The organism is Iodobacter sp. CM08 (assembly GCF_033446605.1).
Taxonomy (GTDB): domain Bacteria; phylum Pseudomonadota; class Gammaproteobacteria; order Burkholderiales; family Chitinibacteraceae; genus Iodobacter.
Genome location: NZ_JAWQUO010000002.1, coordinates 114,819 through 140,058 on the forward strand (window position 1 = coordinate 114,819; position 25,240 = coordinate 140,058).

A 25,240-nucleotide genomic window follows, 5' to 3' on the forward strand; every position below is an offset into this window, starting at 1 on the left:
AAAATGTTAAATAAATTTAGTCAGTTATTCAGGCCTTCAGCAGCAAATGTCGCCTGCAGTAAGGTCAGCCGTATTTCACTATTTAAACGTGTTTATCAAGGCCTATGGCGTGCATGGTGGGTGTCAATGCAGCCAAGTGGGCGTGCTTTGCGCGAAGAGTCTGAGGCCTTAGATCAATTAAGGGATCGCTGGCGGCGCTAGTTATAAGCGATCAATTTGTAACCAAAACCGTGAGGAGCTGGATTTTTTTATATAAAAAGAAAGGCGGTGGTTTTTTTTTAAAAGCGCTTAATTTTTTGAGGACGATTATTTGTCAGCTATAAATTAGATAATCCAATATCATCTAGTTTCACCTTAAGCATTTGAGCAAATTGCTCTAATGTTTTATAAAATAAAAGCTGTGCTTTGAGGGTTTTTACAAGAGCCTCAGCAACATTCTTTGAGTGATGGCTTGCCTTTTAAGGTGGAAGAGTTGGTGAAAATAAATTATTCCAGTTCAGACTTACTGGCTTGTTTAAATAAAGCATTGCAATTGGTAGAGCAGCTTGCCCTCTGGCACGATAAAAAAGGGGTGCACGGTGCTTTGCGGCCTGATTATTTACATTTTACAGAAACAGGGCTAATTATTAGCCCACCCCATCCTGATGAAACGGCACTGAGTTTGCTGTGCTTACGTTATACCTCGCCAGAGCAAGCAGGACGTTTAGCTCAACTAGATAAACGCAGTGATTTATATTCCATTGGAATTATTTTTTATGAATGGCTGCTTGGCGAGGTGCCTTTTTTTGCTGATGATTTACTAGATTTAGCTCATCAGCAAATGTCTTCTGTACCTCAAGCCCCTATTTTGCTTAATCCGCAATTACCACAGCAAGTATCTAATCTCATTTTAAAATTATTAGCTAAATCACCAGAGGCCAGATATGCCACAGCCAAAGGCTTAGCTGCCGATATTTCACTTTGTATTAAACAATTAGAAACCAAAGGTGAAATCTATTTATTTGCGCTGGGTGAGGCGGATATTGGCTCGCAGTTTATGATTCCAGATTACCTTTATGGGCGTGAGCAAGAATTACGTTATCTAAAAGAAATGGTGCAACGTGCGGCTAATGGTAAAACTATTTTATGCATGCTGGGCGGCTATTCTGGGGTAGGTAAATCTGCATTAGTTCATTCTTTAAGAGGATATATTGAAAGCCATGATGGACAGTTAATTATTGGAAAATACGACCAATATCATAGAGATATACCTTATTCAGCATTAATTGAGGCATTAAAATTACTATTAAGGCAAATTTTATCGAGTAAACAGGAAGAAATCACTCTTTGGCGAGATAAATTATTAATTGCTTTGGGCGAAAATGCGCAAATAATTATAGAAGTCTTACCTGATTTAGAGCGCATTATGGGGAGCCAACCACCCGCTCTGCCATTAAGAGGTGATGCGGCTCAACGGCGTTTCAATGATTTGTTTTCTACATTGCTTAGTTTATTTGCAAGTAAGCAGCATCCATTAACTATGTTTTTAGATGACTTGCAATGGGCAGATTTTGCCTCGCTCGCGTTAATACAATCTTTTGTTAGAGATAACCTTGGTTCTCATTTATTAATTATTGCGGCATATCGTGATAATGAAGTAGATAGTAACCATCCCATAATGAATATGCTTAATGAGCTAAATAAGACAAAGGCATGTATTGAAATAATTACTCTTGCGCCTCTACGTGCTGAGCATCTGTGTGAAATGATTGAAGATACTTGTCGGAATATTTCGCGGGCTACAGAGCTAAGCCAATTATTAATGAGCAAAACAGAAGGGAATCCTTTTTATTCACGACAATTCCTAAAAAACATGCAGGTAAAAGGGCAACTTTATTTTGATTACGCTGATAATGTATGGCACTGGAAACTAGATCAAGCACGTTTACAAGATGCTGCTGATAATGTGGTTGATTTAATGACGCAGCGCTTAAATCATTTTTTATTAGAAACACAGTCTGTGCTTCAAGCCGCCGCCTGCATTGGTAAACAATTTGATTTATCTTTATTAGCTATTGTAGAAAAATGCTCTGAAGCAGATGCATTGCTTAGATTAGCACCTGCTTTACATGATGATTTATTATTGGCTGTTAATGAGGGTGGAACACAGAAAATATTCAAATTTGCACATGATAGAGTTCAGCAAGCTGCATATTCTATTGATAAAAAAAGAAATTTAAATTCTTTACATCTAGAAATAGGCCGCCGCCTATTACAGCAAATTTCATCAGAAGCAACTGAAACTCCATTGTTTGAAATTGTAGATCAACTCAATTATGGTCTAGAAAAAGTTAAATTATCTCAAGAGCGCATTGCATATGCTCAGCTTAATTTACGTGCAGGGACAAAGGCTAAGGCAGCAATGGCTTATCAAGCGGCTGTTTTTTATTTAGAAACCGCAATTTCTTTATTACCAAGCGATACTTGGAAAATAAATTATCAACTTACTTTTGATATCTATTTAAATGCAGCAGAATCCTGTGATTTATGTAATTTTGATGTGCGTTTTGAAGCGTTGATAGATATATTATTACTGCATAGCTTAAGCGCTTTAGATAAGGCACAAGTACGTATTCGGCAAAGTGTTTTTTATAGCCGGAAAGGCCGGATGGCTGACAATATTGAAGTTGGCAGGCAGGGCTTGATTTTATTTGGTTTAGCTATTCCTGCTATCGATGATAGTGCCGCTATGGATATGTTATTTCAAAGAGAAATGGTGATATTTAGAAATTATTTTTTAAATGAAAATTTTGCGAGTTTATACGATTTACCGCTCGCACTTGATGCAGAGACAGACATTATTTTAAGGCTCATTGCATCTATTTCTGAATCGGCTATTTTTACTAATTATTCTTTGTTTTCATTGATTTCAGTATTGGGTGTTAATCGATCGATCGTCTATGGTAATGCATTGCTTTCCCCTCTCTGCTATACATTGTTGGGAATTACTTTAATTGCTAATTTTAAAGATTATCGTGATGCGCGAGAAATGGCGGATATAGGGCTAAAATTAAGCAGAGAAAAATTATTTGATTTATGGGGATATAACCGCGCATTTACTTACTATACATGGAATATTAACCATTGGACGTTACACGCTGAAACGACTTTGCCCTTGCTAGATGAAAATTATAATTTGGCATTAAAAGCACATGATCTAGTTTATGGTGCGTATATTTTAGTGGCTAAACCATGGAATCATTTTCTGCTTGGCCGCAGCATGTTGGATGTGATTGCTAGCCATCAGCAACTTGCTCAATATTGTTTAACTCATGATGTGGTATTTCCAGTTAGTTTATCGCTTCCTTTTGAGGCTGCGGCAAGAGCTTTGCATGGTGAAACTGCCGCATTAAGTGATTTAAATGGTGAACACTTTAATGTCGATGAGTTTTGTAAGATGTGGGGCGGTGTGCCTATTGTGATGGCTGGTCTGAATATTGCTCAGCTTACTTTATTGGTTTATTCCCAAGAATTTGCTGCGGCATTGCAATTGGCAGAGCAAATTGGCAAATATTATCCTTCTACCTATGTTTTAAATTTAACTTGGCAATTTTCTTATGGTTTGGCGGTCGCTGCGCTGGTAAGGCAAAGTATTGGCAGTAAACGCCAAGCTTTATTGCATACCTTGGGAAAGATTGTTCATTATTTTGAGCATATTTCCCGTGATGGCACACCAGATAATATTGAGCATAAACTGGCTTTTTTGCGTGCAGAGCAAGCACGGCTAGATAATCATTTTGAAGATGCAGAACTCTTATATCGGCATGCCATACGCCTTGCGCAGCAAAGAGGCTTTTTATTAGATGAAGGTTACTTTCATGAAATATTAGGGCAATGGCTAGAAGAAAGAAATTATGCCTTTGAGCCTATTCAGCAAATATTAAGCCAAGCAGCCAGCTGCTATCGGCAGTGCCATGCTTTGGCATTAATGGAGCGAGTGGAGCTACACTTAAAAGTTTTGCCACGGCATGAATTAGATGAAAGCCAAAGCGATATTGATGCATTACATGCTTTGGATAGCTTGGACACCTTGGCTATTTTACGTGCGGTGCAGGCTATTTCTAGCGAAGTAGGCTTGCAGCCATTACTAGGGCGTTTATTAAAAATTATTGTTGAAGCAGCAGGCGCAGAGCGCGGTGCAATTGTGGTTAGAGATGGCGATCAATTGCATATTGAGGCCATTTTAAATTTTGAACAGGCCGTTTTGCCAGAAAGTTTATTGCGATTTGTATTTAATACTGGGCAAATAACGTTGCTCAATGAGCTGACACAATTTGCTGAGTTTCGTGGCGACGCATACTTTATTCAGCAGCGCCCAGCTTCTATTCTTTGCCGTGCGTTGGGGCGGAGTAGCTCGGTGCGGCGGGTACTTTATTTAGAGCACAGCACGATTAGCAATACCTTTTCTATGCAGCGCAGACAGGTATTGGAATGGCTGTCGGCGCAGGCAGCTATTTCGATTGAAAATGCCCAAACCTATCAAGGTTTAGAGTCCTTAGTGGCTAAGCGTACAGATGAGCTGGAGCGCAATCGGAATATGCTGGAATCAATTCTAGAATACTCCCCTGCCTTGGTGTTTTTAAAAGATTTAAATGGGCGATATTTACGCCACAATTTGCGTTTGGCGGAGCTTTATAATCGCTCTGGGCAATCATTAGTCGGAATGAATGATGAAGAAGTTAGTGGGCCAGATGTTGCTAAACGCTTTTTGGTACAAGATCGCTTGGTGATTGAAGAAAATCGCCCAGTACGAGTTGAAGAAGAGATTCAACTTAGCGATGGATTGCATACTTTTCTCACGCATAAATTTCCTATTCGTGATATCGATGGCAGCGTGTACGCATTGGGTGGAATTTCAATTGATATTACTGAATTAAAAATGGCCCAACAAAGCGCAGAAGCAGCCACGCAGGCTAAAAGTGCTTTTTTAGCCAATATGAGCCATGAAATCAGAACGCCAATGAATGCCGTAATTGGTATGGCCCATTTAGCACTTAAAACAGATTTAAATGATAGGCAGCGTGATTATCTACAAAAAATTCATTATGCAGGGCAATCATTATTAGGAATTATTAATGATATTTTGGATTTTTCTAAAATTGAAGAAGGTAAACTCACAATAGAAAAAATTGATTTTAATCTTGATCAGGTATTAGCTAATATTGCAACGCTGACTTCAGGGAAGGCAGAAGATAAACAAATTGAATATCTGTTTCAAGTGCATCCTGATGTGCCCCGTTATTTGGTGGGGGATCCCCTAAGACTAGGGCAGGTATTGATTAATATGGTGAGTAATGCCATTAAATTTACCGAAGAAGGCGAGGTGCATGTTACATGTGCTTTGCTGAGCAGTGATGTTAAAACGGTAACCCTAAGATTTTCGGTGCGGGATACTGGAGTGGGGATGACAAGTGATCAATGTAAAAAACTGTTTTTACCCTTTAGCCAAGCTGACAGTAGTACTACCAGAAAATTTGGTGGTACTGGCTTAGGCTTGTCGATATCTAAGCGCTTGGTTGAGTTGATGGGCGGGAGTATTGGGGTAGAGAGTGTACCTAACCGTGGCTCTGTATTTACCTTTAGCTGCACTTTTGAGCGGGAAGCGACGCAAATTCATCGCTCAACTCGCTTACCTAATCATTTGCATGGCATGCGAATTTTGGTGGTGGATGATAATGCCGTGGCACGTGAAATTTTGCAGGAATCCTTACAAAGCTTAACTTTTTCTGTAGATGTGGTGGCCTCTGGTGAGGATGCTTTGGTTAATTTACATCGTGCTGATGCAATTGAGCAGGCTTACAGCGTGGTATTTACTGATTGGAAAATGCCAGAAATGAATGGTTTAGAGCTTGCTCGCCGGATCAGCATGGATAAACGATTAAATCAAATTCCTTCTGTAGTTTTGGTAACGGCTTATACCCGTGAAGATATTCGAGTGGAAGCTGAATCAACATTGGTGGATGGATTTTTATTTAAACCGATTAATCAATCTATGGTGGTCGATACCTTGCTCACTATTTTTGCGCCTGAGCTCTTACGAGATGTGGCTTCATTTACCCGTACAGATGCTGTACCTGATCTAAAAGGAATGCGGGTTTTATTAGTTGAAGATAATTTAGTGAATCAGCAAATAGCCCTTGAATTAATGCGCTCTGCAAAAATTAGCGTGGACTTGGCGAATAATGGGCATGAAGCCATTAAAAAAATATTTGAATATGGCCCTAAATATTATCAGTGCGTATTAATGGATTTACAAATGCCACAAATGGATGGCCATGAAGCCACTGCCGTGATTCGTAGTGATAAAGCATTTAATAGTTTGCCAATTATTGCCATGACAGCCCATGCAATTAATGAAGAAAGGGCGCGTTGTTTAGCAGAAGGGATGAACGAACATATTACCAAGCCTATTGATCCAGCACTGTTATTTGAGCGTTTACAATATTGGCATCAGCATCGCTTGAATGCAGATGGTAGCCGCCGAGTTTATATTGGTGAGCCAGCCATTATTTTGGCAGATAGTGAAAAGCATGAGATGCTTGAATCTGCGGTTAAAAACAACACCGCCGTAAAATCGCCAAGTACTGATTTAGAAAAACTACGATTACTTGCGGGCGTAGCAGGTTTAGATATTGAAGATGGCTTGGCTAGGCTAGGCAATAATGCAGAGATATATTGGTTGATTATTCAGCAATTAGCCAGCACCGAGCACGATAACGTGGAGCGAATTCGCGCTGCTTTAGTGCAAAATGATATGGAAACAGCGTGTAGAACGGCACATTCATTGAAAGGCGCTGCTGCTAATCTTTCGGTGAATGATGCCACACAATTTGCAACTTTAGCTGAGGCTTTACTAAAGCGGGGTGAGGTGGGGGATGAATTTTTAATGGTACTTAATCAATTAGATCATGCCATGCAAAGCTTTTGTACTGCAGTGCAGAGGGTAGAAAATAGCACTTTGAGTTAATGTAAATTAATCTTTGTTATATATAAAAAAAGCACCGTATTTTAAACGGTGCTTTTTTGTGAAAGGTTTAGTTTTTGCCTTCAAGCTGTTTTCTGATTTCTGGCATTCTGTGTTCTAGGTAATGAATGCTGGTGCTGCCTTTAATAAAGGCTTCATCCAAAAGCAATTGCTGGTGTAATGGGATATTGGTGTTAATCCCTTGTACCACCATTTCTGATAGGGCAATACGCATCCTTGCCATGGCTTGGGCGCGGTCATCACCGTAGGTAATGATTTTTCCTATCATCGAATCGTAATGCGATGGCACGGTATAGCCTTGGTAAACGTGAGAATCCACGCGCACGCCAGGGCCACCAGGGGTATGGTAGGTGGTGATTTTGCCTGGGCTAGGGATAAACTTGAGTGGGTCTTCAGCATTAATCCGGCACTCAATGGCATGGCCTTTGAGTTTCACGTCTTTTTGCGTATAGCGCAGCGGTAAATTAGCGGCCACACGGATTTGCTCTTGCACAATATCGATGCCGGTAATCATTTCAGTAACCGGATGCTCAACTTGAACACGGGTATTCATTTCAATGAAATAGAATTCGCCGTTTTCAAATAAGAACTCGAATGTGCCTGCACCACGGTAATTAATTTTGCGGCAAGCTGCAGTGCAGGTTTCGCCAATTTTTTTACGCTGTGCATCGGTAATGCCTGGTGCTGGTGCTTCTTCAATCACTTTTTGGTGGCGGCGCTGCATCGAGCAATCGCGCTCGCCTAGGTAAATAGCATTGCCGTGTTGGTCGGCCAGAATTTGGATTTCGATATGGCGTGGGTTTTGCAGGTATTTTTCCATGTAAACCATGGCATTACCAAAGAATTTCTCTGCTTCTGATTTAGTCAGCTCAACCGCAGCAATTAGCTCTTCTTCGTTATTCACCACGCGCATACCACGGCCGCCGCCGCCGCCTGCTGCTTTAATAATTACTGGATAGCCAACGGCCTTACCAATTTTCATTAATTCAACAGGATCATCTGGTAGGGCACCGTCTGAGCCCGGCACGCAAGGTACGCCAGCTTCTTTCATGGCGTCTTTGGCAGAGACTTTATCACCCATCAGGCGGATAGACTCTGGGCGTGGGCCGATAAAGGCAAAGCCGGATTCTTCTACACGCTGGGCAAAATCAGCGTTTTCACTTAAAAAACCATAGCCTGGGTGAATAGCTTGTGCTTCAGTGACTTCCGCTGCGGCAATCAGAGCCGGTACGTTCAGATAACTGAGCGTGGACGACGCTGGGCCGATGCAGACGGATTCGTCGGCTAATTTAACGTATTTTGCTTCGCGGTCAGCTTCGGAATGAACGACTACGGTTTTGATACCCATTTCACGGCAGGCGCGCAAAATGCGCAGCGCAATCTCACCGCGATTGGCAATCAGAATTTTTTCAAACATGGTTTACTCCGTGAGGAGTGAGGAGTTAAGCGGGGCAAGGGCCTCACCGCTTAGTGCTCACCGGCGATGAATTATCAGCCAATAATAAACAGTGGCTCGCCATATTCAACAGGGCGGCCGTTCTCGACCAAGATGGCCTTGATCACGCCAGCCTTATCGGCTTCGATCTCATTGAGCAGTTTCATGGCTTCAATAATGCACAGTGTATCGCCCACATTAACTTGCTGGCCGATTTCTACAAAGTTTTTCGCTTCGGGCGATGAGGCGCGGTAGAAAGTACCCACCATCGGTGATTTAGCCACAAAGCCTTCAGGTTGCGCTTCAACTTCGGCAGCTACGGCTACTGCAACAGGTGCTGCGGCAGCGGCAGGCGCGGCAGGTGGCAACTGGTACTGCATTGCTTGCGCATAGGCAGGGATGTTCTGATTGACACGGGTGATACGAACGCGCTCTTCGCCTTCGGTCACTTCGAGCTCGGCAATGCCAGATTCTTCGACTAGATCAATCAGTTTCTTAAGTTTGCGCAAATCCATAGGGGTCTCCTCTCTATATTGAGAATTTATCAGCGTTGATTTAAATCAGCTGGCTTGGGGAGTAAAACGGAGTGCGAATTCCAGTGCGCATTCATAACCATACGCGCCTAGACCGCAAATAACGCCAACCGCAAGGTCGGAAAAATAAGAGTGATGCCGGAACGATTCACGAGCATGAACATTGGATAGGTGGACTTCAACAAAAGGAATTTTTACCGCAGCCAGCGCGTCACGGATGGCAACGCTGGTATGCGTAAACGCGGCGGGGTTAATGATGATAAAATCTGTGCCGTCCAAATGGGCGGCATGGATGCGATCAATCAGCTCGTATTCGCGGTTCGATTGAAACGCGTCAACGCGCGCAGCGCGCAGCTGTCCCAGTTCAACTAGCTTAGTATTGATGGTGGCGAGTGTATCCGCCCCATAATGCTGTGGCTCTCTTGAGCCAAGCAGGTTCAAATTTGGGCCATGTAGTACGAGGATACTGCGTGTGTTTTGCATCCGCTGTTCACTGTTGTTGCCTATCATTGGGCGAAGTTTGCCGCAGTATGTGCGAATTTGTCCAGAAAAAGTGGGCAATTTCGGTGAAAATACGTTCTAAAACACTTGTTTGAAAGCGTCCCAAGCCAAGCTGAGCGTGGGTTTTATCGTACAAGTGGATACATTTTTTGTAGTTTTGTTACATTTATAAAAAAGGCTGTTTTGCATGCAAGTTGCTGACTTTGATTACCATTTGCCTGAATCCTTGATTGCCCAGTTCCCACCAGAAGTCCGTGGAGCAAGCCGCCTCTTACATATTGATGGCTTAACGCGGCAAGATTCACACTTTCGCCAGTTACCGCAGTTTTTACGTGCTGGGGATGTGCTTATTTTCAATGACACCAAGGTTATCAAGGCACGGGTCTTTGGTAAAAAAGACTCAGGAGGTGCAATTGAAGCCTTGATTGAACGTGTTTTAGATGAGCATACAGCACTGGCACATATCCGCTCATCCAAGGCACCTAAACCAGGGGCAAAGTTGATTTTTGCAGATCGTTGGCCCGCCACTATGATCGAGCGCAAAGATGATCTATTTAAATTACGTTTTGATGGGGATGAGAGCGTTTTAGATATCTTGGAGCAAGCAGGCCAACTGCCCTTACCTCCATATATTACCCATACGCCGGATGAAGAAGACGCAAAGCGCTATCAAACCATTTATGCCAGAGATCCAGGTGCGGTAGCCGCACCGACCGCAGGCTTGCACTTTACGCCGGAGCTGCTCGCTGAGTTACACGCGATGGGGGTTAAAACGGGCTATCTCACGCTGCATGTTGGCGCGGGGACATTTCAACCGATACGGGTCGATGACGTCAGTGAGCACGTTATGCATTTTGAGCGGTATTCAATTCCTGCGGCTACCGTCACCTTAATTGAAGCGACGAAATCCGCTGGGGGGCGAGTGATTGCCGTGGGTACAACCAGCTTGCGCGCGCTTGAGGCCGCGTCACAGAATGGATTTTTAGCCGAGCCTATTGGCGACACAAACATCTTTATTACGCCGGGCTATCAATTCAAAGTGGTGGATCGCCTGATTACCAATTTTCATCTGCCCAAATCAACGCTCTTAATGTTAGTGGCTGCGTTTGTAGGCTTTGAGACAATGCAAGCTGCCTATCAGCATGCGGTAGAGCTTGAGTATCGATTCTTTAGCTATGGCGATGCAATGCTGCTGGAGCCCAAAGCCCCAGCATAAACGGGGTGCTTGTCGGTGAAGGGGCGCAGTGCCGGTATTTTTTATAGGGTAAGCGCGTTGCTTTGGCCGTAGCTTGGCGGTAATCTTGCGCCCCGTGCCGGACTGTGTTTCCGGCGGCGTTTAGGAAAAAAAATGTTGAAATTTGAATTAAAAGCCACCAGTAGCGGCGCTCGTCGCGGCACCATGACCTTAAATCACGGTGTGGTGGAAACGCCAGTGTTTATGCCGGTAGGCACTTATGGCACGGTCAAAGCCATGACGCCGCGTGATTTAAAAGAAATTGGTGCACAGATTTGCCTAGGCAATACCTTTCACCTGTGGTTACGTCCAGGTTTAGAAGTGGTGGAGCAATTTGGCGGTCTGCACCAATTTATGGGCTGGGATAAGCCTATCCTGACCGACTCGGGTGGTTTCCAAGTATTTAGCTTGGGCGCGATGCGCAAAATCACTGAAGAAGGCGTCACGTTTCAAAGCCCAGTGAATGGCGATAAATTATTTTTAACGCCCGAAGAATCGATGAAAATCCAAACGGTGCTCAATTCTGACATCGTAATGATTTTTGATGAATGCACGCCATATCCTGCTACCCGCCAAGAAGCAGGCGATTCGATGCGCATGTCTTACCGCTGGGCTAAGCGCTCGCGTGCTGAGTTTGATGCGCAGCAAAACCCAAATGCGCTGTTTGGGATTGTGCAGGGTGGTATGTATGAAGACCTGCGTGATGAATCAATTGCGGGTTTGGTCGATATTGGCTTTGACGGCATGGCCATTGGTGGTTTGTCTGTGGGCGAGCCTAAAGAAGATATGGCGCGCATTTTGGCGCATACCGCACCCAAACTGCCGGTTAACAAGCCGCGCTATTTAATGGGTGTAGGCACGCCTGAAGACCTCGTGTATGGGGTTAGTCAGGGTATTGATATGTTCGATTGCGTGATGCCCACTCGCAACGCAAGGAATGGCATGTTATTTACACGCTTTGGCGATGTAAAAATCAAAAATGCCAAACACAAGCTCGATACCCGTCCTTTAGATGCAACTTGCACCTGCTACACCTGCAAAAACTTTAGCCGTGGCTATCTACATCATTTGTTCCGCACGGGCGAGATTCTGGCCGCTCAGCTCAATACCATTCACAACCTGCATTACTATCAGGTGGTGATGGCGGAAATGCGTAGCGCGATTGAAGAAGACCGCTTTACTGAGCACGTGGCTCAGTTTCACGTGGATAGGGCGCGCGGGGTGGATTGAAGCGGGGCGTCATAAAAAAACGGCACAGATTGTGCCGTTTTTTTTTATTCAAGCTTTGCTGGGCATGCCTCGCTGGGCACGGCATGCCGTGCCCCTACTTGGCTAGTTCTAGCTCTAGTTTAACTGGCAGGGCAATTTTGTTGTCGGTGCTGTATTGGTAATCATTGAAAATATGCTCAGCACTTAAAGTTTGATAGTTGCCGTTTTCCAGCTTGTGGCTGGTGTCTTTCAAGCGATAGGTGTAGTGGCCACAGGTCCAGCAGTCAAAGTTGCGCATATGCGTGCATAGACAGGTTTTATCCATCACTTTGATACGTTTAGCGTCTGGCTCAATGGCGATTACGCGGTTGTAGGCTTCGATGTAGCTGCAGTTGCCTTTGGCGTCCAGCAGGTAGCCATAAGCTTCGCAGTTAGGGCGAATACCCGCGCCAATCGATGGGCTGTTTTTTAGCATGCGCATCGGGTAGCCAGTTGGGGAAATCTGGTTTACTTCAATATTATCTTCGCTGGTCTTGAAATACTCTTGCTGCACATCGGCAGGTAAGCCGCATTCTTCCGACACAGTAAAGCGCGTTGCCACCTGCACTGCTGCAGCGCCTGACTCTAGGTAGGCAACCGCGTCAGTGCCAGTAAAAATGCCGCCAGCAGGGATAACGGGGATATCTAAATGCTCGTCCAGCATAAACTGGTGAATTTCGGCCACGATGGTGGCTAGGTCATATTGTGCCCAGTCCATACCAAAGCCTAAATGACCCCCTGCCAACGGGCCTTCTACCACCACATAATCGGGTAGGCGATTCAGCTTGGCGTTTTTACGCAGGAATAACTGTAAGGCACGTACCGATGAAACAATGATGCCTAGCTTGGCATCACGAAAGCGCGGGTGATCTTCGATCAGCCCCATAGAACCTAGGTGTAAGCCAGCAGCCAGTGTAATCCCATCAATACCAGCATCTAAAGCGGCATTTAAACGGACCCGAAGTGTTTCTTTCGGGGCGTTCATGGTGAGTTTTTCCATGCAGTTGATAAAAACCATGCCATCGCCACGTTTGGCTTCCATGGTTTTACTGACATGCAGCTTGGTGGCTTCTTCTAGGCGGCCTAAATCAAACTGAACTTCGGATTTATCCGAGTTAGCTACATTGTGTTTGTATTGTTGGAGCTTTTCTTTAACTTGCTTGGTTTTGTAGCGACGATCCGTCACTGTGTTGATCATTGCATCCGAGATATGGCCTACGCCACCTAAACGAGCCGCTTCAAGCGCCAGATCGGCGGTGGAAATATCAACACCCATGCCGCCAATCATGATCGGCACTAATTCTTTTTTGCCGAAGCGAAGGCGGAAGTCATCTACACGTTTCATCGTTTGTACTTTAACCAAGTAATCAAAAAGGGGCTAAACCTTCTAGTACTGCTCAAGTTGATTTCATATTACTGAAGTTCAGCTTGAGCAGAGCCTAGGCACCGCATATTTTTATCGCGTTAACACCACGAGGGTGGAGATTTTGCGGGTAAATTCAAATTAAAATGAGCATTTGAATTTAGGTAATTGTTGCGCAAACGCTTTTTTCTGCGTTTTTAATCCCCAGCCTGCGGTGGTTTGTAGGGAATTATCTATCGTTAAGCAGCGTAATTTATCATCTAAATCAGCTGGCTAGCGCGCTTTGTTGCATGGCGATCAAATCTTTAATCCCTTGTTCCGCTAAGTCTAATAATGCATTCATTTCTAGGCGTGAAAATGCTACCCCTTCGGCGGTTCCTTGTACTTCTACGAATTTTCCGCTGCTGGTCATCACTACATTCATATCTGTTTCACAGTCTGAATCTTCAGGATAATCTAAATCTAGTACCGCTTCGCCTTGGTAAATCCCTACTGAAATGGCTGCGACATGCTCGCGAATCGGCGATTTTTCTAGTTTGCCGGCGGCAATCAAGCCATTGATGGCATCGGTCATGGCCACAAAAGCACCGGTGATACTTGCAGTACGCGTGCCGCCATCGGCTTGGATTACATCGCAATCAATCACAATTTGGCGCTCGCCCAAAGCGGCCATATCGACTACGGCACGCAATGAGCGGCCAATCAGGCGTTGAATTTCTTGGGTGCGGCCACTTTGCTTACCTTGTGCCGCTTCACGGCGCATACGGGTATTGGTGGAACGTGGCAGCATGCCGTATTCGGCCGTTACCCAGCCCTTGCCCTTGCCTTTTAAAAAGGGCGGTACGTTTTCTTCTACCGAAGCGGTGCATAGCACTTTGGTATCGCCAAATTCAATCAATACCGAGCCTTCGGCATGACGCGTGTATTGGCGAGTAATGCGTACTTGGCGAAGTTCGTCGTTACGGCGTGCGGAAGGGCGCATGGCGGGTCTCTTTATATTTTAGTTGGGCGGATTATACCGATGTTGTGCCTTGCCATCGCTTTGCAATTTTACGCCCTGCAATAAGTCACATTTACACAGTACAGACTGGATGTGACTGATATGTTGCAGTGCTCTGATCCAAGGGCAGATTGCTGGCTGAGTTTGCTTGCAATAAGAAGACCTGACTATACCTCTTGCTCAATCTCATTATAAATATCGTAGGGCGGGTGAAACCCGCGAGCCATGCTGAAGAAATACGCGGATTTCATCCGCCCTACGATGTTTCAACGCTTTGCAATAGATAGATCTAAGTTGATCGCTTAAGGTTTAACAATCAATAGTGCCCTTCAGTTGATTGAATTGGGTTTAAGCCCCGTGCCACGAGTGGCGATAAAAACGCAAGAAGCTGGCTTTGAAAATGGCTAAAAAACCCAAAAAATAGCAAAATTTAGCCCACGTTTTCTTCTGTGAAACACCGTGTTCTCTGTGGTTCAAGATTTGGGTTTTTGCTGCGTAACATCAGTTACTGATCCAGCGGCTGTTTTGCTCTATAGGCAGCCTCAAAAACCGCATCTGATCTTAATAATACTGCGTTGCGCATTAAAAAATATCCTTACATATCAATCATATGCAGCGTCTATTTTTTAATACGCGCCTTGTTTTATTTAGAAAGATAGGTTTTTCGAGGTCGCCTTTAATCGCGTCATGGTAGAGCACTTATTTTTTTAACAGCAAGCCCAGCACGCCAAATAAGATGGGCTGGTGTATTAGGTAGATAATGAGGCTGTGCTTGCCTAGCCAGCGTAGTGGGGCGAGTTGGCGCTGGCCGCCTTGGGCTAGCCATTGAGCTGGCAGCATGGTTTGGGCGGCGATGCCAAGCAGTACCACGCCAAACCAAGGCAGCATTGGCACGTAATCTTCAGTTCTAGGTTTGTAAGTCATCATGCCCAGCCAAGCCAGTGCGGGCTGATCAAATAGCGTGGCTTGTAGCAGCACACCTAGCAAAATCAGTAGCAATCCTAGAACTAAGCAGAGGCGGGGTTTATTCCTAAACAGCGGGGCGATTAAGCCTGCCACAAAAAAGAAGTGCAGCACGCCAAACCAGATAATGGCATTGGGGAAAATAAACCAGCTGCCCAACGTGGCGGCTCCTGCACAGGCCAGTAATCTTAACTGACGTTGCCAGCTTGGTTGCGCGCCAGCGCAAAGACCCGCTACTGCAGCAAATAGGCTGACGATCAAGGTGCGGAGCGCCACCCATTCTGGATCAATATTAGTTTGCACCGACCAAACGCCGAAATAGGCCAGATCAAAAGAAAAATGAAACAACACCATTAAGACAACGGCAATGCCTCGAAGTAGATCAGGAAGAGGTTTACGGGGCCTAAGGACTAATGACATTATTTATTTAGAGTACTTTTGGATGGCTGCCTGAATCTCAGCAATAGCGGCTTCGATATCATCGTCGGTGATATTGGCGCTGCTGCTTAAAGGGTCTATATGCGTAGTAATGGTGTTGGGGTCTAGTTTTTGAGTGGAAACGAAGGTGTTTTCGGAGAAAACGTTTTCATCCGCATCGTGCCAATTAATGCCGAGCGCACTGATATTATCGGAGAACTTACCCGCGCGTAATTCGGCTCTATCCATAAGCTGGGGTATAGAGAATAAAACAGGAAATGAGGATAAAAAGTGAATTAAATCGCTTTCATCCACAGAGCCCCATAGCCCATCGGTGCACAGCAGCAGGGTATCGTTGTCAATTAAGAGAATCTTGCTGCCTAGATCGATATCTGGCTTGAGGGTTCCGCCCAGACAATTATAAATTTTATTTCTTTCTGGGTGAATTAAGGCTTCTTCGGCGGTGATTTTGCCATCATTAACCAATTGCTGCACCTTAGAATGGTCTTTGGTTTGCAGCAAAATTTCGCCTTTACGCAGCACATATAGGCGTGAATCCCCAACGTGAGCCCAATGCAAAACACCGTCTTGTATTACACAGCAGACCACGGTAGTGCGTGGGATTTCAAGTAGCTGATGATTGCTTGCATAATGAGAAATCGCACTATGGCATTGCAGTAAAGCATCATGCAGAAATTGCGTTGGTTTTCTGAGGTAGGGTTGTGCTTTTTTCTGAAATTGATCAGTGAGTAGCTCAACGGCAATTTGCGCCGCAATTTCGCCATGTAAATGGCCACCCATGCCGTCAGCCACCACTAATAGCAATGCGTCTCGGCTATAAGAATAGCCTAAGCGATCTTGATTATATTGCCGCCCGCCTTGGCGGCTATTTTGATATACAGTGAATTTCATTCTGTTTCCAACTGGCCTTTGTTCGAAAACTCGACCCATTTGCGTCTTAATGTACTCACAATGCCGCTGCGTTTAAGCGGCGCGGAGCCACGCTCTAATAGCTGCTTTTGTAGTTGTGGCACACTTTGTGGGCGCAGGCTAGGATCTAAACTTAAGCATAATGAAATAAGCTCGATGAGTTCGGGCGAGTAGCGATCCCCATAGCGATCATGCAATTTAATCACCTTATCTTCTTTCAAGCGTAAATCCGCAGGTTGTGGAGCCGTACCGGCGATACAGGCAAATAAGCTAGCACCAATGCCATAAATATCAGTCCAAGGGCCGTGCGGATCTTTTTTATTATATTGCTCAGGCGCAGCAAAGCCTGGGGTGTACATGGGGGTGAGCTTGCTTTGCTCTAGGGCTAAAGTTTGGCGTGCGGAGCCAAAATCAAGCAATACCGGTGAGCCATCTTTGCGAATATAAATATTGGCGGGTTTAATATCTAAATGTAAGAGCTTATTTAGATGAACTTCGCGTAAACCATTGAGTAAATGATAAAAAACATGACGAATTAAGCCTTCGTCTACCCCTTCTCTGCCATGCTTAAGCTGAATTTCTTTTTGCAATGTGCGGCCACGCTCATATTCCATCACCATATAAACCGTATCATTGGCACGGAAAAAATTACGCACCCGGATAATGTTAGGATGTTGAATATGAGCTAAGGTTTTGCCCTCTTCAAAAAAGCATTTTAAACCGTGGCGAAATAAAGCAATGCTATCTTCGCTGCGTGCTTGTACCACATCACCTTCGGTTCTGAGCGCTAAAGAATTGGGTAAGTATTCTTTAATCGCAACTGGATAATCATTCTCATCATGGGCCAGATACACAATACTAAAGCCACCCGCCGACAATAACTTGGCGATGGTGTAGTTCTGGAGTTGATAACCGCGTGCGAGCGGTTGATTGCTTGGAGTTGCCATCCGACTCTTTTCGTTATACTGATGTATCTGTTAATTTTGATTTCAGCTTGAGGGAATGTAAAGCTATTCCCTTTAAAGGAACCCTAATGATTTTAAGTATGACTGGTTTTTCCTCCATTCAGCGCGAATTGCCAGGTGGCACACTAAGTATTGAGCTGCGCTCAGTGAATCACCGTTTTTTAGACCTCACCCTTCGCACCCCAGAGGAGCTTCGCCCCCTAGAGGGAGGAATGCGCGAGCGCGTTGCTGCTAAATTAGCACGTGGCAAAGTTGAGTGCCGTGTTAATTGGAATGCCCGTGTCGGTGCCGAAGCCGCTTTACAACTTAATACTGAATTATTACAACAGCTTTTAGCTGCTGCTGCCGTGGCTAAGAAAATTGCACCACAGGCGTCAGAATTACAACTGGGCGAATTACTTCGTTGGCCAGGCGTGTTATCCGCCCAAGTTGCCGCGCCAGAATCGTTAGGCGCAGCCTGCTTAGAAGTGCTGGATGAAGCTCTCTTCGATTTTAGCGCCAGCCGTGGCCGCGAAGGTGAAAAGCTTAAAGCGCATTTGCTAGAACGCATTGCAGGTATGCAAACCATTGTTGATGAGATTACGCCGTTGATCCCGCAATTGGCGGCGGCTTATGAAGCGCGGATGAAGGCGCGTTTTCTAGATGCACTGGGCACCAATGACGATGAGCGCGTGCGCCAAGAAATTGTTATTTTTGCGCAAAAAATTGATATTGATGAAGAACTATCGCGCCTGAATGCCCATTTTAGCGAAATTCGTCGCATCTTAGAAAAAGGCGGCTCGGTGGGCAAACGCTTGGATTTCCTTATGCAAGAGCTGAATCGCGAAGCCAATACACTAGGCTCTAAATCCGTCAGCGCCGAAACCAGCCGTGCATCAATTGAATTAAAAGTACTGATAGAACAGATGCGTGAACAAATTCAAAATATTGAGTAAAGTCTTAAACCACATCTTAGCGCTTTAGTTAAATATGCAAAGCCCTGTAAATACAGGGCTTTGTTGTTTTTTAGATCTAAGCTATAAAACTCAGATAAATAGCAGGTAAGTTATGTATCGGGTTTTTCAAAAGTGCTGAGTGCAAATACTCGGGTCAGCTATGTGCTTGCCGCACCGCAGCTGGCGGCAGATCTGGGACATTTAAAATTGATGTGTGGTGGCGGTACATCCGAACTGCTGGAGCAACTGCTGTGCCGAATGCTGACAGAAGGCAGTTATGAAAAGCACCGCAAGCGTATTGCTGACCGCCTGCTGGAATCCGGGGGGCGGGTAGCGCAGTGGCTGGAACGTCTGGGCTGTGTTGCACTCTTTAGCGGTGGGATGTTTATCTGGGCACAGCTGCCAGAGGGTGAGGATGCTGAAATATTGGCAAGGAAGGGAATGGCTCAGGGGCTGCTGCTGGCTCCAGGCTCGCTGTTTAGCCGTCATCAGCGGTTTGCTCGCTTTATGCGATTTAATGTTGCATACAGTGATGATCCCCATGTGGAGCAGGCGTTTAGCGCATTGATAAGCAATGCTTAAGTCTGGTGCTTTAGCTTGAGGGCTAGAGCATAGTGATTAAAAAAGCCCCTGCTTGATTTACCCAAGCAGGGGCTTTTTTATCAACGGTGTGATGAGCAGGGCTGTTTTAAATTACAGATGAGGCAGAAGCATTACCTGATTTTTTTTGAACAACTGAAGCTGCTGAAGCTGCTGAAGCTGCGTGCTTTTTAGCTTGGGCTTTTTGCACAGCAGAAGCCGCAGATGCTACGTGTTTTTTAGTTTGGGTTTTTTGTACTGCAGAGGCCGCAGATGCTGCGTGTTTTTTAGCTTGCGCTTTTTGCACGGCTGATGCGGCAGATGCTGGTTTTTTTACATCTGCTTTGTGCACTGCTGATGCAGCAGAAGCGTGGTGTTTTGAATGTTTTGCTGGGGCCACCTTGGTGGCGTGTGTTTCAACTTTAATCGGAGTGGATGCAGATTCTGCTGCTACGCCAAAGGCGGTAGTTGCAACAAATACTGTGGTAGCGATAGTTTTGAGCAGTTTGTTCATGGTCTGGGTTCCTGAATTTAGGTCGGTAGTGAAGCGGACAAATTCAGTATCTACCCTCTGGATTCAGAGTTCGATGAGGCTTTAGTAGCGATGTGTAACCATCTGTTTTTTAATGCTTTTGGCATATGTTGATTGAATTACAAACTTACGTTTCGTCCAAAGTTCACCAGATCTGCAGCGGGTTTTAATGCATACAGCAGCGCCAACCTGCCACCTGATGACATTTTTTCATCGCTGATATCAAAGATGCCGGATTCCTCGATCCGGCGTATCAGGCTTTTGCGCTGCACTGGCTTTTCAATAATGGCTTGCGTCACCGATTTGAGTTGAAAGCGCTCTGGTGGGCAAAAAATCGGCATCATCGAACACAAGTTTTTTTGTTGCAGCCGATCCGCCCACTGATAGTCTTTGAGCGTATTGACAACTATATGGTTGGCACTTACTCTGCTGCTCCTTTCGCCATTCACATGGCAAAAGGAGCAGCATGCTTAGCTTTTCTACGATGCTCATTTTTTTAGCTGCCGCGCTGGCGCTGACTGCCACACCCGGCCCAGATATGTTGCTGATCGCCTCCTCTAGCGTTAGCCAAGGCAAAAGGGCGGGCTTTGCCACACTAGCGGGCATTATGGCGGGTACTTACTGCCACGCACTGGCGGCAGCTTTGGGCCTGTCACAACTCTTGTTACGCCTTCCCTTTGCTTTTGATTTACTGCGCTTTGCCGGTGCGGCGTATCTGCTTTATTTAGCATGGAAAACATTTCGCTCTAAGGCTACGGCCTTCTCTCCCAATGCCTCTATGCCAAAAATATCAGCCAAGCAGGCTTTTCTACGCGGGCTGCTGACCAATCTGTTTAATCCAAAAATGATGCTGTTTGTACTCGCCCTGTTTCCGCAGTTTGTAAAACCTGCAGCAGGGGCGGTGGCGGTGCAGATCATGCTGCTGGCGACGGTATTAAACCTGATTGGATTAATGGTGAATGGCGTGGTGATTTTTGCTGCGGGTAAATTAAGCAGCTTGCGATCCGATCGCCCATCCCCTTGGCCGCAATATTTCTTATCACTGGTGTTTGCTGGGCTGGGGGCACGGTTGATGATGTTGTAAATGTGCGATCGCATATTGCATATTTTTGAGCGGTGCCCTGATGGATAAATGTTCCTGATTATGTCTCTTGCTCAATCTCATTATAAATATCGTAGGGTGGGTGAAACCCGCGTATTTCTTCAGCATGGCTCGCGGGTTTCACCCGCCCTACACATTTAAAAACCAAGCCCAACACTCAAGAAACCCATCTGCGCAGAGTCTATTGAGCAAGAGACATAATCAGGTAAATGTTTAGCTTTGCGTGGGCACAAAAGCGTGCCCAGCCATAGATAATGGTGATGAGCTGATGGTTTTGTAGGGTGGGCAAGGCGCTTTATCTTGCCCACGCAGGTTGTTACCAAAAGGCTGGCAGAATGCGCGGGCTAGGGGGCTTCGAAGTAAATAAGGCTGAAGACGTAATGTTTTCTTTTTTGCTTAAAGGCAAGCATGTCGCTTTTGCACTCAGCCTATTGCACTATCTGGCGTAATTTATCAGACAGCCTGTAGTATAGAGCGGCGCCACTTGCATGGGCGGTGGCTTTCGCTTACGGGAGAATACAATGAATCAGTTGCAAAAGTTGCTGCTCGGTATCTGTGTTTTGGGCGCTCTACAGGCAGAAGCTGCCGCACCTATGGTTAAAACTTCGGCACCGGGGTTTTATAGGGTGATGCTGGGTGATTTTGAAATTACCGCGCTTTCAGATGGCACGGTGGCTTTGCCGGTGAATACCTTGCTTACTAAAATCAGCAAGGGCAAGATCGATAAGGAGCTGGCAAAGTCTTATTTAAGCAGCCCGCTAGAAACATCGGTGAATGCCTATTTGATTAATACTGGCGACAAACTGGTGCTGGTGGATACGGGGGCGGCCGGTTTATTTGGCCCGAACTTGGGGCATTTTATGGAAAACTTAAAAGCCGCAGGTTATCAGCCAGAGCAGATCGATGAAATTTATATCACCCATTTGCACGGCGATCATATGGGTGGGTTGATGGTGGGCGAGCAGCTGGCTTTTCCTAATGCTGTATTGCGTGTGGATCAGCGTGATATTGATTTTTGGCTAAGCCAAGCCAATATGGACGCGGCCCCCGAAGCGATGAAAGGTTTTTTTAAAGGTGCGGTGGCGTCAATTGGCCCTTGGGTTAAGGCGGGTAAGCTAAAGACATTTGATGGCAATACGGATTTAATCCCTGGTGTTAAGTCGGTCTCCACCTATGGGCATACTCCAGGGCATAGCATTTATATGGTAGAAAGCCGTGGGCAAAAGCTGGCGCTTTGGGGCGATTTAATGCACGTTGCCGCGGTGCAATTTGCGATGCCTGAGGTGACGATTCAGTATGATACGGATAGCAAGTCCGCCGCTAAGCAGCGCCAGCAAGCCTACGCCGACGCAGCAAAACAAGGCTATTTGATTGGCTCCGCTCATTTATCCTTCCCAGGGCTTGGGCATTTACGTAAGGTAGGCAAGGGCTATAGCTGGCTGCCAGTGAATTACTCGCCTATGTATGGTAAGTAAGCGATGTGAGTAAGAATAAGCCCGCTATTTTTTTGCCTTGGCCTAAAAGCAGCGGGTTTTTGCCCAGTCTGTTGGCTGCAACACATGGTGATTTTTGTATCTAAGCTCTCTTTTTCGGACTTATCTGTAAATGAAATATCTGGTCATTGGTCACCCTATTGCGCATAGCAAATCCCCGCAAATTCATCAGGCGTTTGCTGCTCAATTTAATTTGCTCGATTTTAGCTATGAGCGCTGTTTGGCTCCTTTAGATGGTTTTGCTGGGCTAGTGGCGCAGTTTGCAGAGGCAGGTGGTGCTGGGGCGAATATCACCTTACCGTTTAAGGAAGAAGCCTTTCGGCTGTGTACAAAGCTTACCGAGCGTGCCGCTGCTGCAGGCGCGGTGAATACCATCAAGTGTGTGGATGGCGTGCTGCTTGGCGACAATACCGATGGCGCGGGCTTGGTGGCAGATCTATTGCGGCATACCGGCTTAGCAGGCAAACGCGTTTTGCTATTGGGGGCTGGGGGGGCGGCGTGTGGTGTGCTGCTGCCTTTATTGGAGCAAATGCCGCAAAGCTTAACCATTGCCAATCGCTCTGTGGCGCGGGCGATGAGCCTTGCTGAAAAGTTTAGCGGCAATATAAAAATAATCGCGCAGGCTTTTGACGCTTTAGAGGGCGAATTTGATGTGATTATCAATGCCACTTCGGCAAGCTTATCTGGTGAGGCGCTGCCCTTAGCTGGCAGCATCTTTGCTAAGGATTGTGTGGCTTACGACATGATGTATGGCAAAGGTGAAACGCCGTTTATGGAGCAGGCCCGCTTAGCTGGAGCCTCACAATGCATCGATGGTTTAGGCATGCTACTGGGGCAGGCGGCTGAGGCATTTTATGTATGGACCGGTTTACGTGCGGATATCGTGCCCGTGTTGGCGGCAATGCGGGCGGCTTTGTAATGGCAAAACGATCCGTCGCTGGCTGGCTAGGCCGTGTGATATTGGGCGTGCTGGCGCTATTTTTGCTCTGGAATCTGTGGATTGTTGGTCATGTGTTGATGTGGAAATGGGTTAATCCATCGGCTACTTCTTTTATGAGCGAGCAGTTGGGGCAATTGCAGCAAAATAACCCAGATGCAGAGTTGCGGCATACATGGGTGCCCTATGCGCAGATCTCCCCAAATCTTAAACGTGCCTTAGTAGCGAGTGAAGACGCCAAGTTTTTAGATCATGAAGGTTTTGATTGGGAAGGGATTCAGGTGGCCTGGGAGAAAAACCTAAAGAAAGGCCGCATTGTGGCGGGAGGCTCGACCATTAGCCAGCAGCTGGCAAAAAACCTATTTTTATCGAGTGCCCGCAATCCGCTACGCAAAGTAGAGGAAGCCATTATCACCGTGATGCTAGAGGCCATTTTAGATAAGCGGCGTATTTTTGAAATCTATTTAAATGTGATTGAGTGGGGCAATGGCGTTTTTGGCGCGGAGGCAGCGGCGCGTTATTACTATAAAACCAGTGCCGCCCATTTAGGTGCAAGTCAGAGTGCTAAATTGGCCTCGATGGTAACCAATCCGCGTTATTTCGATAAAAACCGTAATGATCGTAAGCTTCTACGTAAAAGTAGCATCGTTTTACGCCGCATGCCCTATGCAGATGTTCCCTAGGCTTTATTAACCCTTAGCTTGCAGCTGAAAATCAAGAAGCGTTAGCGGCTAATGATTGCTAGCTTATCTCATTGTTTTATAAAATTTATATTTGATAATTTACTTTGAGCTGTGGGTTTTGAGGCGGCTTAAATAAAAAATATCCGTTGTTTTACTTACATTTATTTTAGATGTTATTATTTTGCAGTGTGTTTAGCTGACGTTTATATGTTATTAGTAGTCAGTTTAAGGTCAAATAGCTTGAGTAAGTGAGTTAAACAGAATACTCTGCATCAATCCTTCCTAATGACCTATCTCTATGGCACAACATGCTGAAATTAATAGCTTAATTGCTGAATGTGATCGCCTTGTTTATCTTGATCCCAGCCTAAGCCTGCAATACGCAGAAGAGGCTTATGCCTTGTTGGCGGGTTGTGATACCCCACTTCTTGTGCGAGTCACGCTTGCATACTCACGCTCTCTCGTTGCGTTTGGCCGATTAGAAGAATCTCTTGCTTGCTTGCTTAAAGCGCTCACGCAGGCCGAGGTGGAGAATCAACGATCCGTGCAAGAGGGCTTACTACAAGAGCTGGCCCTAAGCTATTACAGCATGGGCCAATATGAAGAGGCGGCAGAGTATTGGGCGGATTGCATTAATAGTACTGAGTTTTCTGCCGCAACAAAACTCAATGGGCATATTGGAATTGGCATGATTTACTTTGCCTATGGCCAGATTGAGCAAGCTTTAGCCCAGCATAAAATGGCAATTTCCTTACTAAATAATCAAATGCCCGCAATCAGCCATGCTCGGGCTTGGATAAATTTGGCGGCGAGTTATTTTAAATTAAAGCAATGGCATGAAAGCCAACATGCTTTAGTGATGGCCTATCCTTTTGCCCAAGGTGCTAATCATCAAGAATTTGTTGCTGAGATTTATCTATATATGGCGCAGATTGCCTTAGAAACAAATAACTTGGATGCAGCAAGGCATAAGCTGGCGCAGGCTAAGCGCTGCTGTAAGGTTTGGGCATGGGGCGAAATACAGCAGCAGTTATTGCAGGGGCGTATTTTTTTAGCCACAAGCCGTTTGGATGACGCAATTTATTATTTTAAACAAGCGCTGAAAAACGCCAATGAGATGGGGGCTAGTAAGCATATATTAAAGGCTTATCATTTACTTTCGATGGCTTACCAGCGTGCGGGAGATAAGGAAAACGCAGAGAATGCCTATGGTTGCTATCAAGCTGCCTGCGTGCGAGGTGACATCTCTAGTCAAGCAGAATGCTTACAAAAAATAAATAAATTACTGACATTTAAAAAGGATTGTTTGGAAATGCTGCACTGTGCATAGATTGTCATACCTACAAGTGTTAAGATAGGCATTGTA

At 45.5% G+C, this 25,240-nt stretch carries 21 protein-coding genes; 11 read left to right on the top strand and 10 right to left on the bottom strand.

Annotation, left to right across the window (positions count from 1 at the left end; genetic code table 11):
- The first annotated feature begins 3 nt into the window (after positions 1-3).
- Both R6242_RS01475 and R6242_RS01480 read left to right on the top strand, forming a co-directional pair.
- Positions 4-201, top strand: coding sequence for a hypothetical protein (locus tag R6242_RS01475; RefSeq protein WP_318422993.1), 198 nt, complete (start codon positions 4-6; stop codon positions 199-201).
- Positions 202-475: 274 nt separating this feature from the next.
- Positions 476-7,006, top strand: coding sequence for a response regulator (locus tag R6242_RS01480; protein WP_318422996.1), 6,531 nt, complete (start codon positions 476-478; stop codon positions 7,004-7,006).
- Positions 7,007-7,073: 67 nt separating this feature from the next.
- Here the strand turns inward: R6242_RS01480 and accC are convergent, their stop codons facing one another.
- From accC to aroQ, 3 genes are all read right to left on the bottom strand, one after another.
- Entirely contained in the window at positions 7,074-8,441 is a 1,368-nt protein-coding gene (gene accC, locus R6242_RS01485; protein ID WP_318423000.1) for an acetyl-CoA carboxylase biotin carboxylase subunit, read from the bottom strand.
- Positions 8,442-8,515: 74 nt separating this feature from the next.
- Positions 8,516-8,974, bottom strand: coding sequence for an acetyl-CoA carboxylase biotin carboxyl carrier protein (gene accB, locus R6242_RS01490; RefSeq protein ID WP_318423003.1), 459 nt, complete (start codon positions 8,972-8,974; stop codon positions 8,516-8,518).
- 45 nt (positions 8,975-9,019) lie between these two features.
- Positions 9,020-9,475, bottom strand: a complete 456-nt coding sequence (aroQ, locus tag R6242_RS01495) for a type II 3-dehydroquinate dehydratase (protein WP_318423005.1) — start codon at positions 9,473-9,475, stop codon at positions 9,020-9,022.
- 205 nt (positions 9,476-9,680) lie between these two features.
- On the opposite strand from aroQ, the gene queA reads away from it, so the two are divergent.
- Together queA and tgt are read left to right on the top strand one after the other, a co-directional pair.
- Positions 9,681-10,709, top strand: a complete 1,029-nt coding sequence (gene queA / locus R6242_RS01500) for a tRNA preQ1(34) S-adenosylmethionine ribosyltransferase-isomerase QueA (RefSeq protein ID WP_318423008.1) — start codon at positions 9,681-9,683, stop codon at positions 10,707-10,709.
- A gap of 132 nt (positions 10,710-10,841) precedes the next feature.
- A complete protein-coding gene (tgt, locus tag R6242_RS01505; RefSeq protein WP_318423011.1) occupies positions 10,842-11,957 on the top strand; it encodes a tRNA guanosine(34) transglycosylase Tgt in 1,116 nt (371 codons plus the stop codon).
- A 94-nt stretch (positions 11,958-12,051) separates the two neighbouring features.
- Here tgt and R6242_RS01510 read toward each other — a convergent pair whose 3' ends face one another.
- From R6242_RS01510 to R6242_RS01530, 5 genes are all read right to left on the bottom strand, one after another.
- Positions 12,052-13,320, bottom strand: coding sequence for a nitronate monooxygenase (locus R6242_RS01510; protein ID WP_318423014.1), 1,269 nt, complete (start codon positions 13,318-13,320; stop codon positions 12,052-12,054).
- 283 nt (positions 13,321-13,603) lie between these two features.
- A complete protein-coding gene (gene rph / locus R6242_RS01515) occupies positions 13,604-14,320 on the bottom strand; it encodes a ribonuclease PH (RefSeq protein WP_293934499.1) in 717 nt (238 codons plus the stop codon).
- Positions 14,321-15,037: 717 nt separating this feature from the next.
- Positions 15,038-15,721 (bottom strand): heparan-alpha-glucosaminide N-acetyltransferase, encoded by a 684-nt coding sequence (locus R6242_RS01520; RefSeq protein WP_318423020.1) that lies wholly within the window; start codon positions 15,719-15,721, stop codon positions 15,038-15,040.
- Positions 15,722-15,724: 3 nt separating this feature from the next.
- Positions 15,725-16,630, bottom strand: a complete 906-nt coding sequence (locus tag R6242_RS01525; RefSeq protein WP_293934509.1) for a PP2C family protein-serine/threonine phosphatase — start codon at positions 16,628-16,630, stop codon at positions 15,725-15,727.
- Positions 16,627-17,595 carry a serine/threonine protein kinase gene (locus R6242_RS01530; RefSeq protein WP_293934511.1) on the bottom strand — a complete coding sequence of 323 codons (969 nt, stop codon included), beginning with the start codon at positions 17,593-17,595 and terminating at the stop codon, positions 16,627-16,629. The genes R6242_RS01525 and R6242_RS01530 overlap by 4 nt, the downstream gene beginning before the upstream one ends.
- An 86-nt stretch (positions 17,596-17,681) precedes the next feature.
- On the opposite strand from R6242_RS01530, the gene R6242_RS01535 reads away from it, so the two are divergent.
- Together R6242_RS01535 and R6242_RS01540 are read left to right on the top strand one after the other, a co-directional pair.
- Positions 17,682-18,548, top strand: coding sequence for a YicC/YloC family endoribonuclease (locus R6242_RS01535; protein WP_318423024.1), 867 nt, complete (start codon positions 17,682-17,684; stop codon positions 18,546-18,548).
- A gap of 132 nt (positions 18,549-18,680) precedes the next feature.
- Positions 18,681-19,130, top strand: a complete 450-nt coding sequence (locus R6242_RS01540) for a hypothetical protein (RefSeq protein ID WP_318423027.1) — start codon at positions 18,681-18,683, stop codon at positions 19,128-19,130.
- A 106-nt stretch (positions 19,131-19,236) separates the two neighbouring features.
- Here the strand turns inward: R6242_RS01540 and R6242_RS01545 are convergent, their stop codons facing one another.
- Both R6242_RS01545 and R6242_RS01550 read right to left on the bottom strand, forming a co-directional pair.
- Positions 19,237-19,641, bottom strand: coding sequence for a hypothetical protein (locus tag R6242_RS01545; protein ID WP_318423029.1), 405 nt, complete (start codon positions 19,639-19,641; stop codon positions 19,237-19,239).
- Positions 19,642-19,778: 137 nt separating this feature from the next.
- Positions 19,779-20,003, bottom strand: coding sequence for a hypothetical protein (locus R6242_RS01550; RefSeq protein ID WP_318423031.1), 225 nt, complete (start codon positions 20,001-20,003; stop codon positions 19,779-19,781).
- A 122-nt stretch (positions 20,004-20,125) separates the two neighbouring features.
- On the opposite strand from R6242_RS01550, the gene R6242_RS01555 reads away from it, so the two are divergent.
- The 5 genes from R6242_RS01555 (at position 20,126) to R6242_RS01575 (ending at position 25,204) form a co-directional block, all read left to right on the top strand.
- Positions 20,126-20,743: a LysE family translocator gene (locus R6242_RS01555; protein WP_318423033.1), complete on the top strand. Its 618-nt coding sequence runs from the start codon at positions 20,126-20,128 to the stop codon at positions 20,741-20,743.
- Between the two features lie 539 nt (positions 20,744-21,282).
- A complete protein-coding gene (locus R6242_RS01560) occupies positions 21,283-22,236 on the top strand; it encodes an MBL fold metallo-hydrolase (RefSeq protein WP_318423035.1) in 954 nt (317 codons plus the stop codon).
- 130 nt (positions 22,237-22,366) lie between these two features.
- Positions 22,367-23,173, top strand: a complete 807-nt coding sequence (aroE, locus tag R6242_RS01565; protein ID WP_318423037.1) for a shikimate dehydrogenase — start codon at positions 22,367-22,369, stop codon at positions 23,171-23,173.
- Positions 23,173-23,874 carry a monofunctional biosynthetic peptidoglycan transglycosylase gene (gene mtgA, locus R6242_RS01570; RefSeq protein WP_293934529.1) on the top strand — a complete coding sequence of 234 codons (702 nt, stop codon included), beginning with the start codon at positions 23,173-23,175 and terminating at the stop codon, positions 23,872-23,874. The genes aroE and mtgA overlap by 1 nt, the downstream gene beginning before the upstream one ends.
- Positions 23,875-24,172: 298 nt before the next feature.
- Entirely contained in the window at positions 24,173-25,204 is a 1,032-nt protein-coding gene (locus R6242_RS01575) for a tetratricopeptide repeat protein (RefSeq protein ID WP_318423040.1), read from the top strand.
- The last annotated feature ends 36 nt before the right edge of the window (positions 25,205-25,240 follow it).

Coding starts and splice junctions, on each gene's coding strand:
- R6242_RS01475 (WP_318422993.1), top strand. CDS start 4: ATGTTAAATAAATTTAGTCAGTTATTCAGGCCTTCAGCAGCAAATGTC.
- accC (WP_318423000.1), bottom strand. CDS start 8,441: ATGTTTGAAAAAATTCTGATTGCCAATCGCGGTGAGATTGCGCTGCGC.
- accB (WP_318423003.1), bottom strand. CDS start 8,974: ATGGATTTGCGCAAACTTAAGAAACTGATTGATCTAGTCGAAGAATCT.
- aroQ (WP_318423005.1), bottom strand. CDS start 9,475: ATGCAAAACACACGCAGTATCCTCGTACTACATGGCCCAAATTTGAAC.
- queA (WP_318423008.1), top strand. CDS start 9,681: ATGCAAGTTGCTGACTTTGATTACCATTTGCCTGAATCCTTGATTGCC.
- tgt (WP_318423011.1), top strand. CDS start 10,842: ATGTTGAAATTTGAATTAAAAGCCACCAGTAGCGGCGCTCGTCGCGGC.
- R6242_RS01510 (WP_318423014.1), bottom strand. CDS start 13,320: ATGAAACGTGTAGATGACTTCCGCCTTCGCTTCGGCAAAAAAGAATTA.
- rph (WP_293934499.1), bottom strand. CDS start 14,320: ATGCGCCCTTCCGCACGCCGTAACGACGAACTTCGCCAAGTACGCATT.
- R6242_RS01520 (WP_318423020.1), bottom strand. CDS start 15,721: ATGTCATTAGTCCTTAGGCCCCGTAAACCTCTTCCTGATCTACTTCGA.
- R6242_RS01525 (WP_293934509.1), bottom strand. CDS start 16,630: ATGAAATTCACTGTATATCAAAATAGCCGCCAAGGCGGGCGGCAATAT.
- R6242_RS01530 (WP_293934511.1), bottom strand. CDS start 17,595: ATGGCAACTCCAAGCAATCAACCGCTCGCACGCGGTTATCAACTCCAG.
- R6242_RS01535 (WP_318423024.1), top strand. CDS start 17,682: ATGATTTTAAGTATGACTGGTTTTTCCTCCATTCAGCGCGAATTGCCA.
- R6242_RS01545 (WP_318423029.1), bottom strand. CDS start 19,641: ATGAACAAACTGCTCAAAACTATCGCTACCACAGTATTTGTTGCAACT.
- R6242_RS01550 (WP_318423031.1), bottom strand. CDS start 20,003: ATGATGCCGATTTTTTGCCCACCAGAGCGCTTTCAACTCAAATCGGTG.
- R6242_RS01555 (WP_318423033.1), top strand. CDS start 20,126: ATGCTTAGCTTTTCTACGATGCTCATTTTTTTAGCTGCCGCGCTGGCG.
- R6242_RS01560 (WP_318423035.1), top strand. CDS start 21,283: ATGAATCAGTTGCAAAAGTTGCTGCTCGGTATCTGTGTTTTGGGCGCT.
- aroE (WP_318423037.1), top strand. CDS start 22,367: ATGAAATATCTGGTCATTGGTCACCCTATTGCGCATAGCAAATCCCCG.
- mtgA (WP_293934529.1), top strand. CDS start 23,173: ATGGCAAAACGATCCGTCGCTGGCTGGCTAGGCCGTGTGATATTGGGC.
- R6242_RS01575 (WP_318423040.1), top strand. CDS start 24,173: ATGGCACAACATGCTGAAATTAATAGCTTAATTGCTGAATGTGATCGC.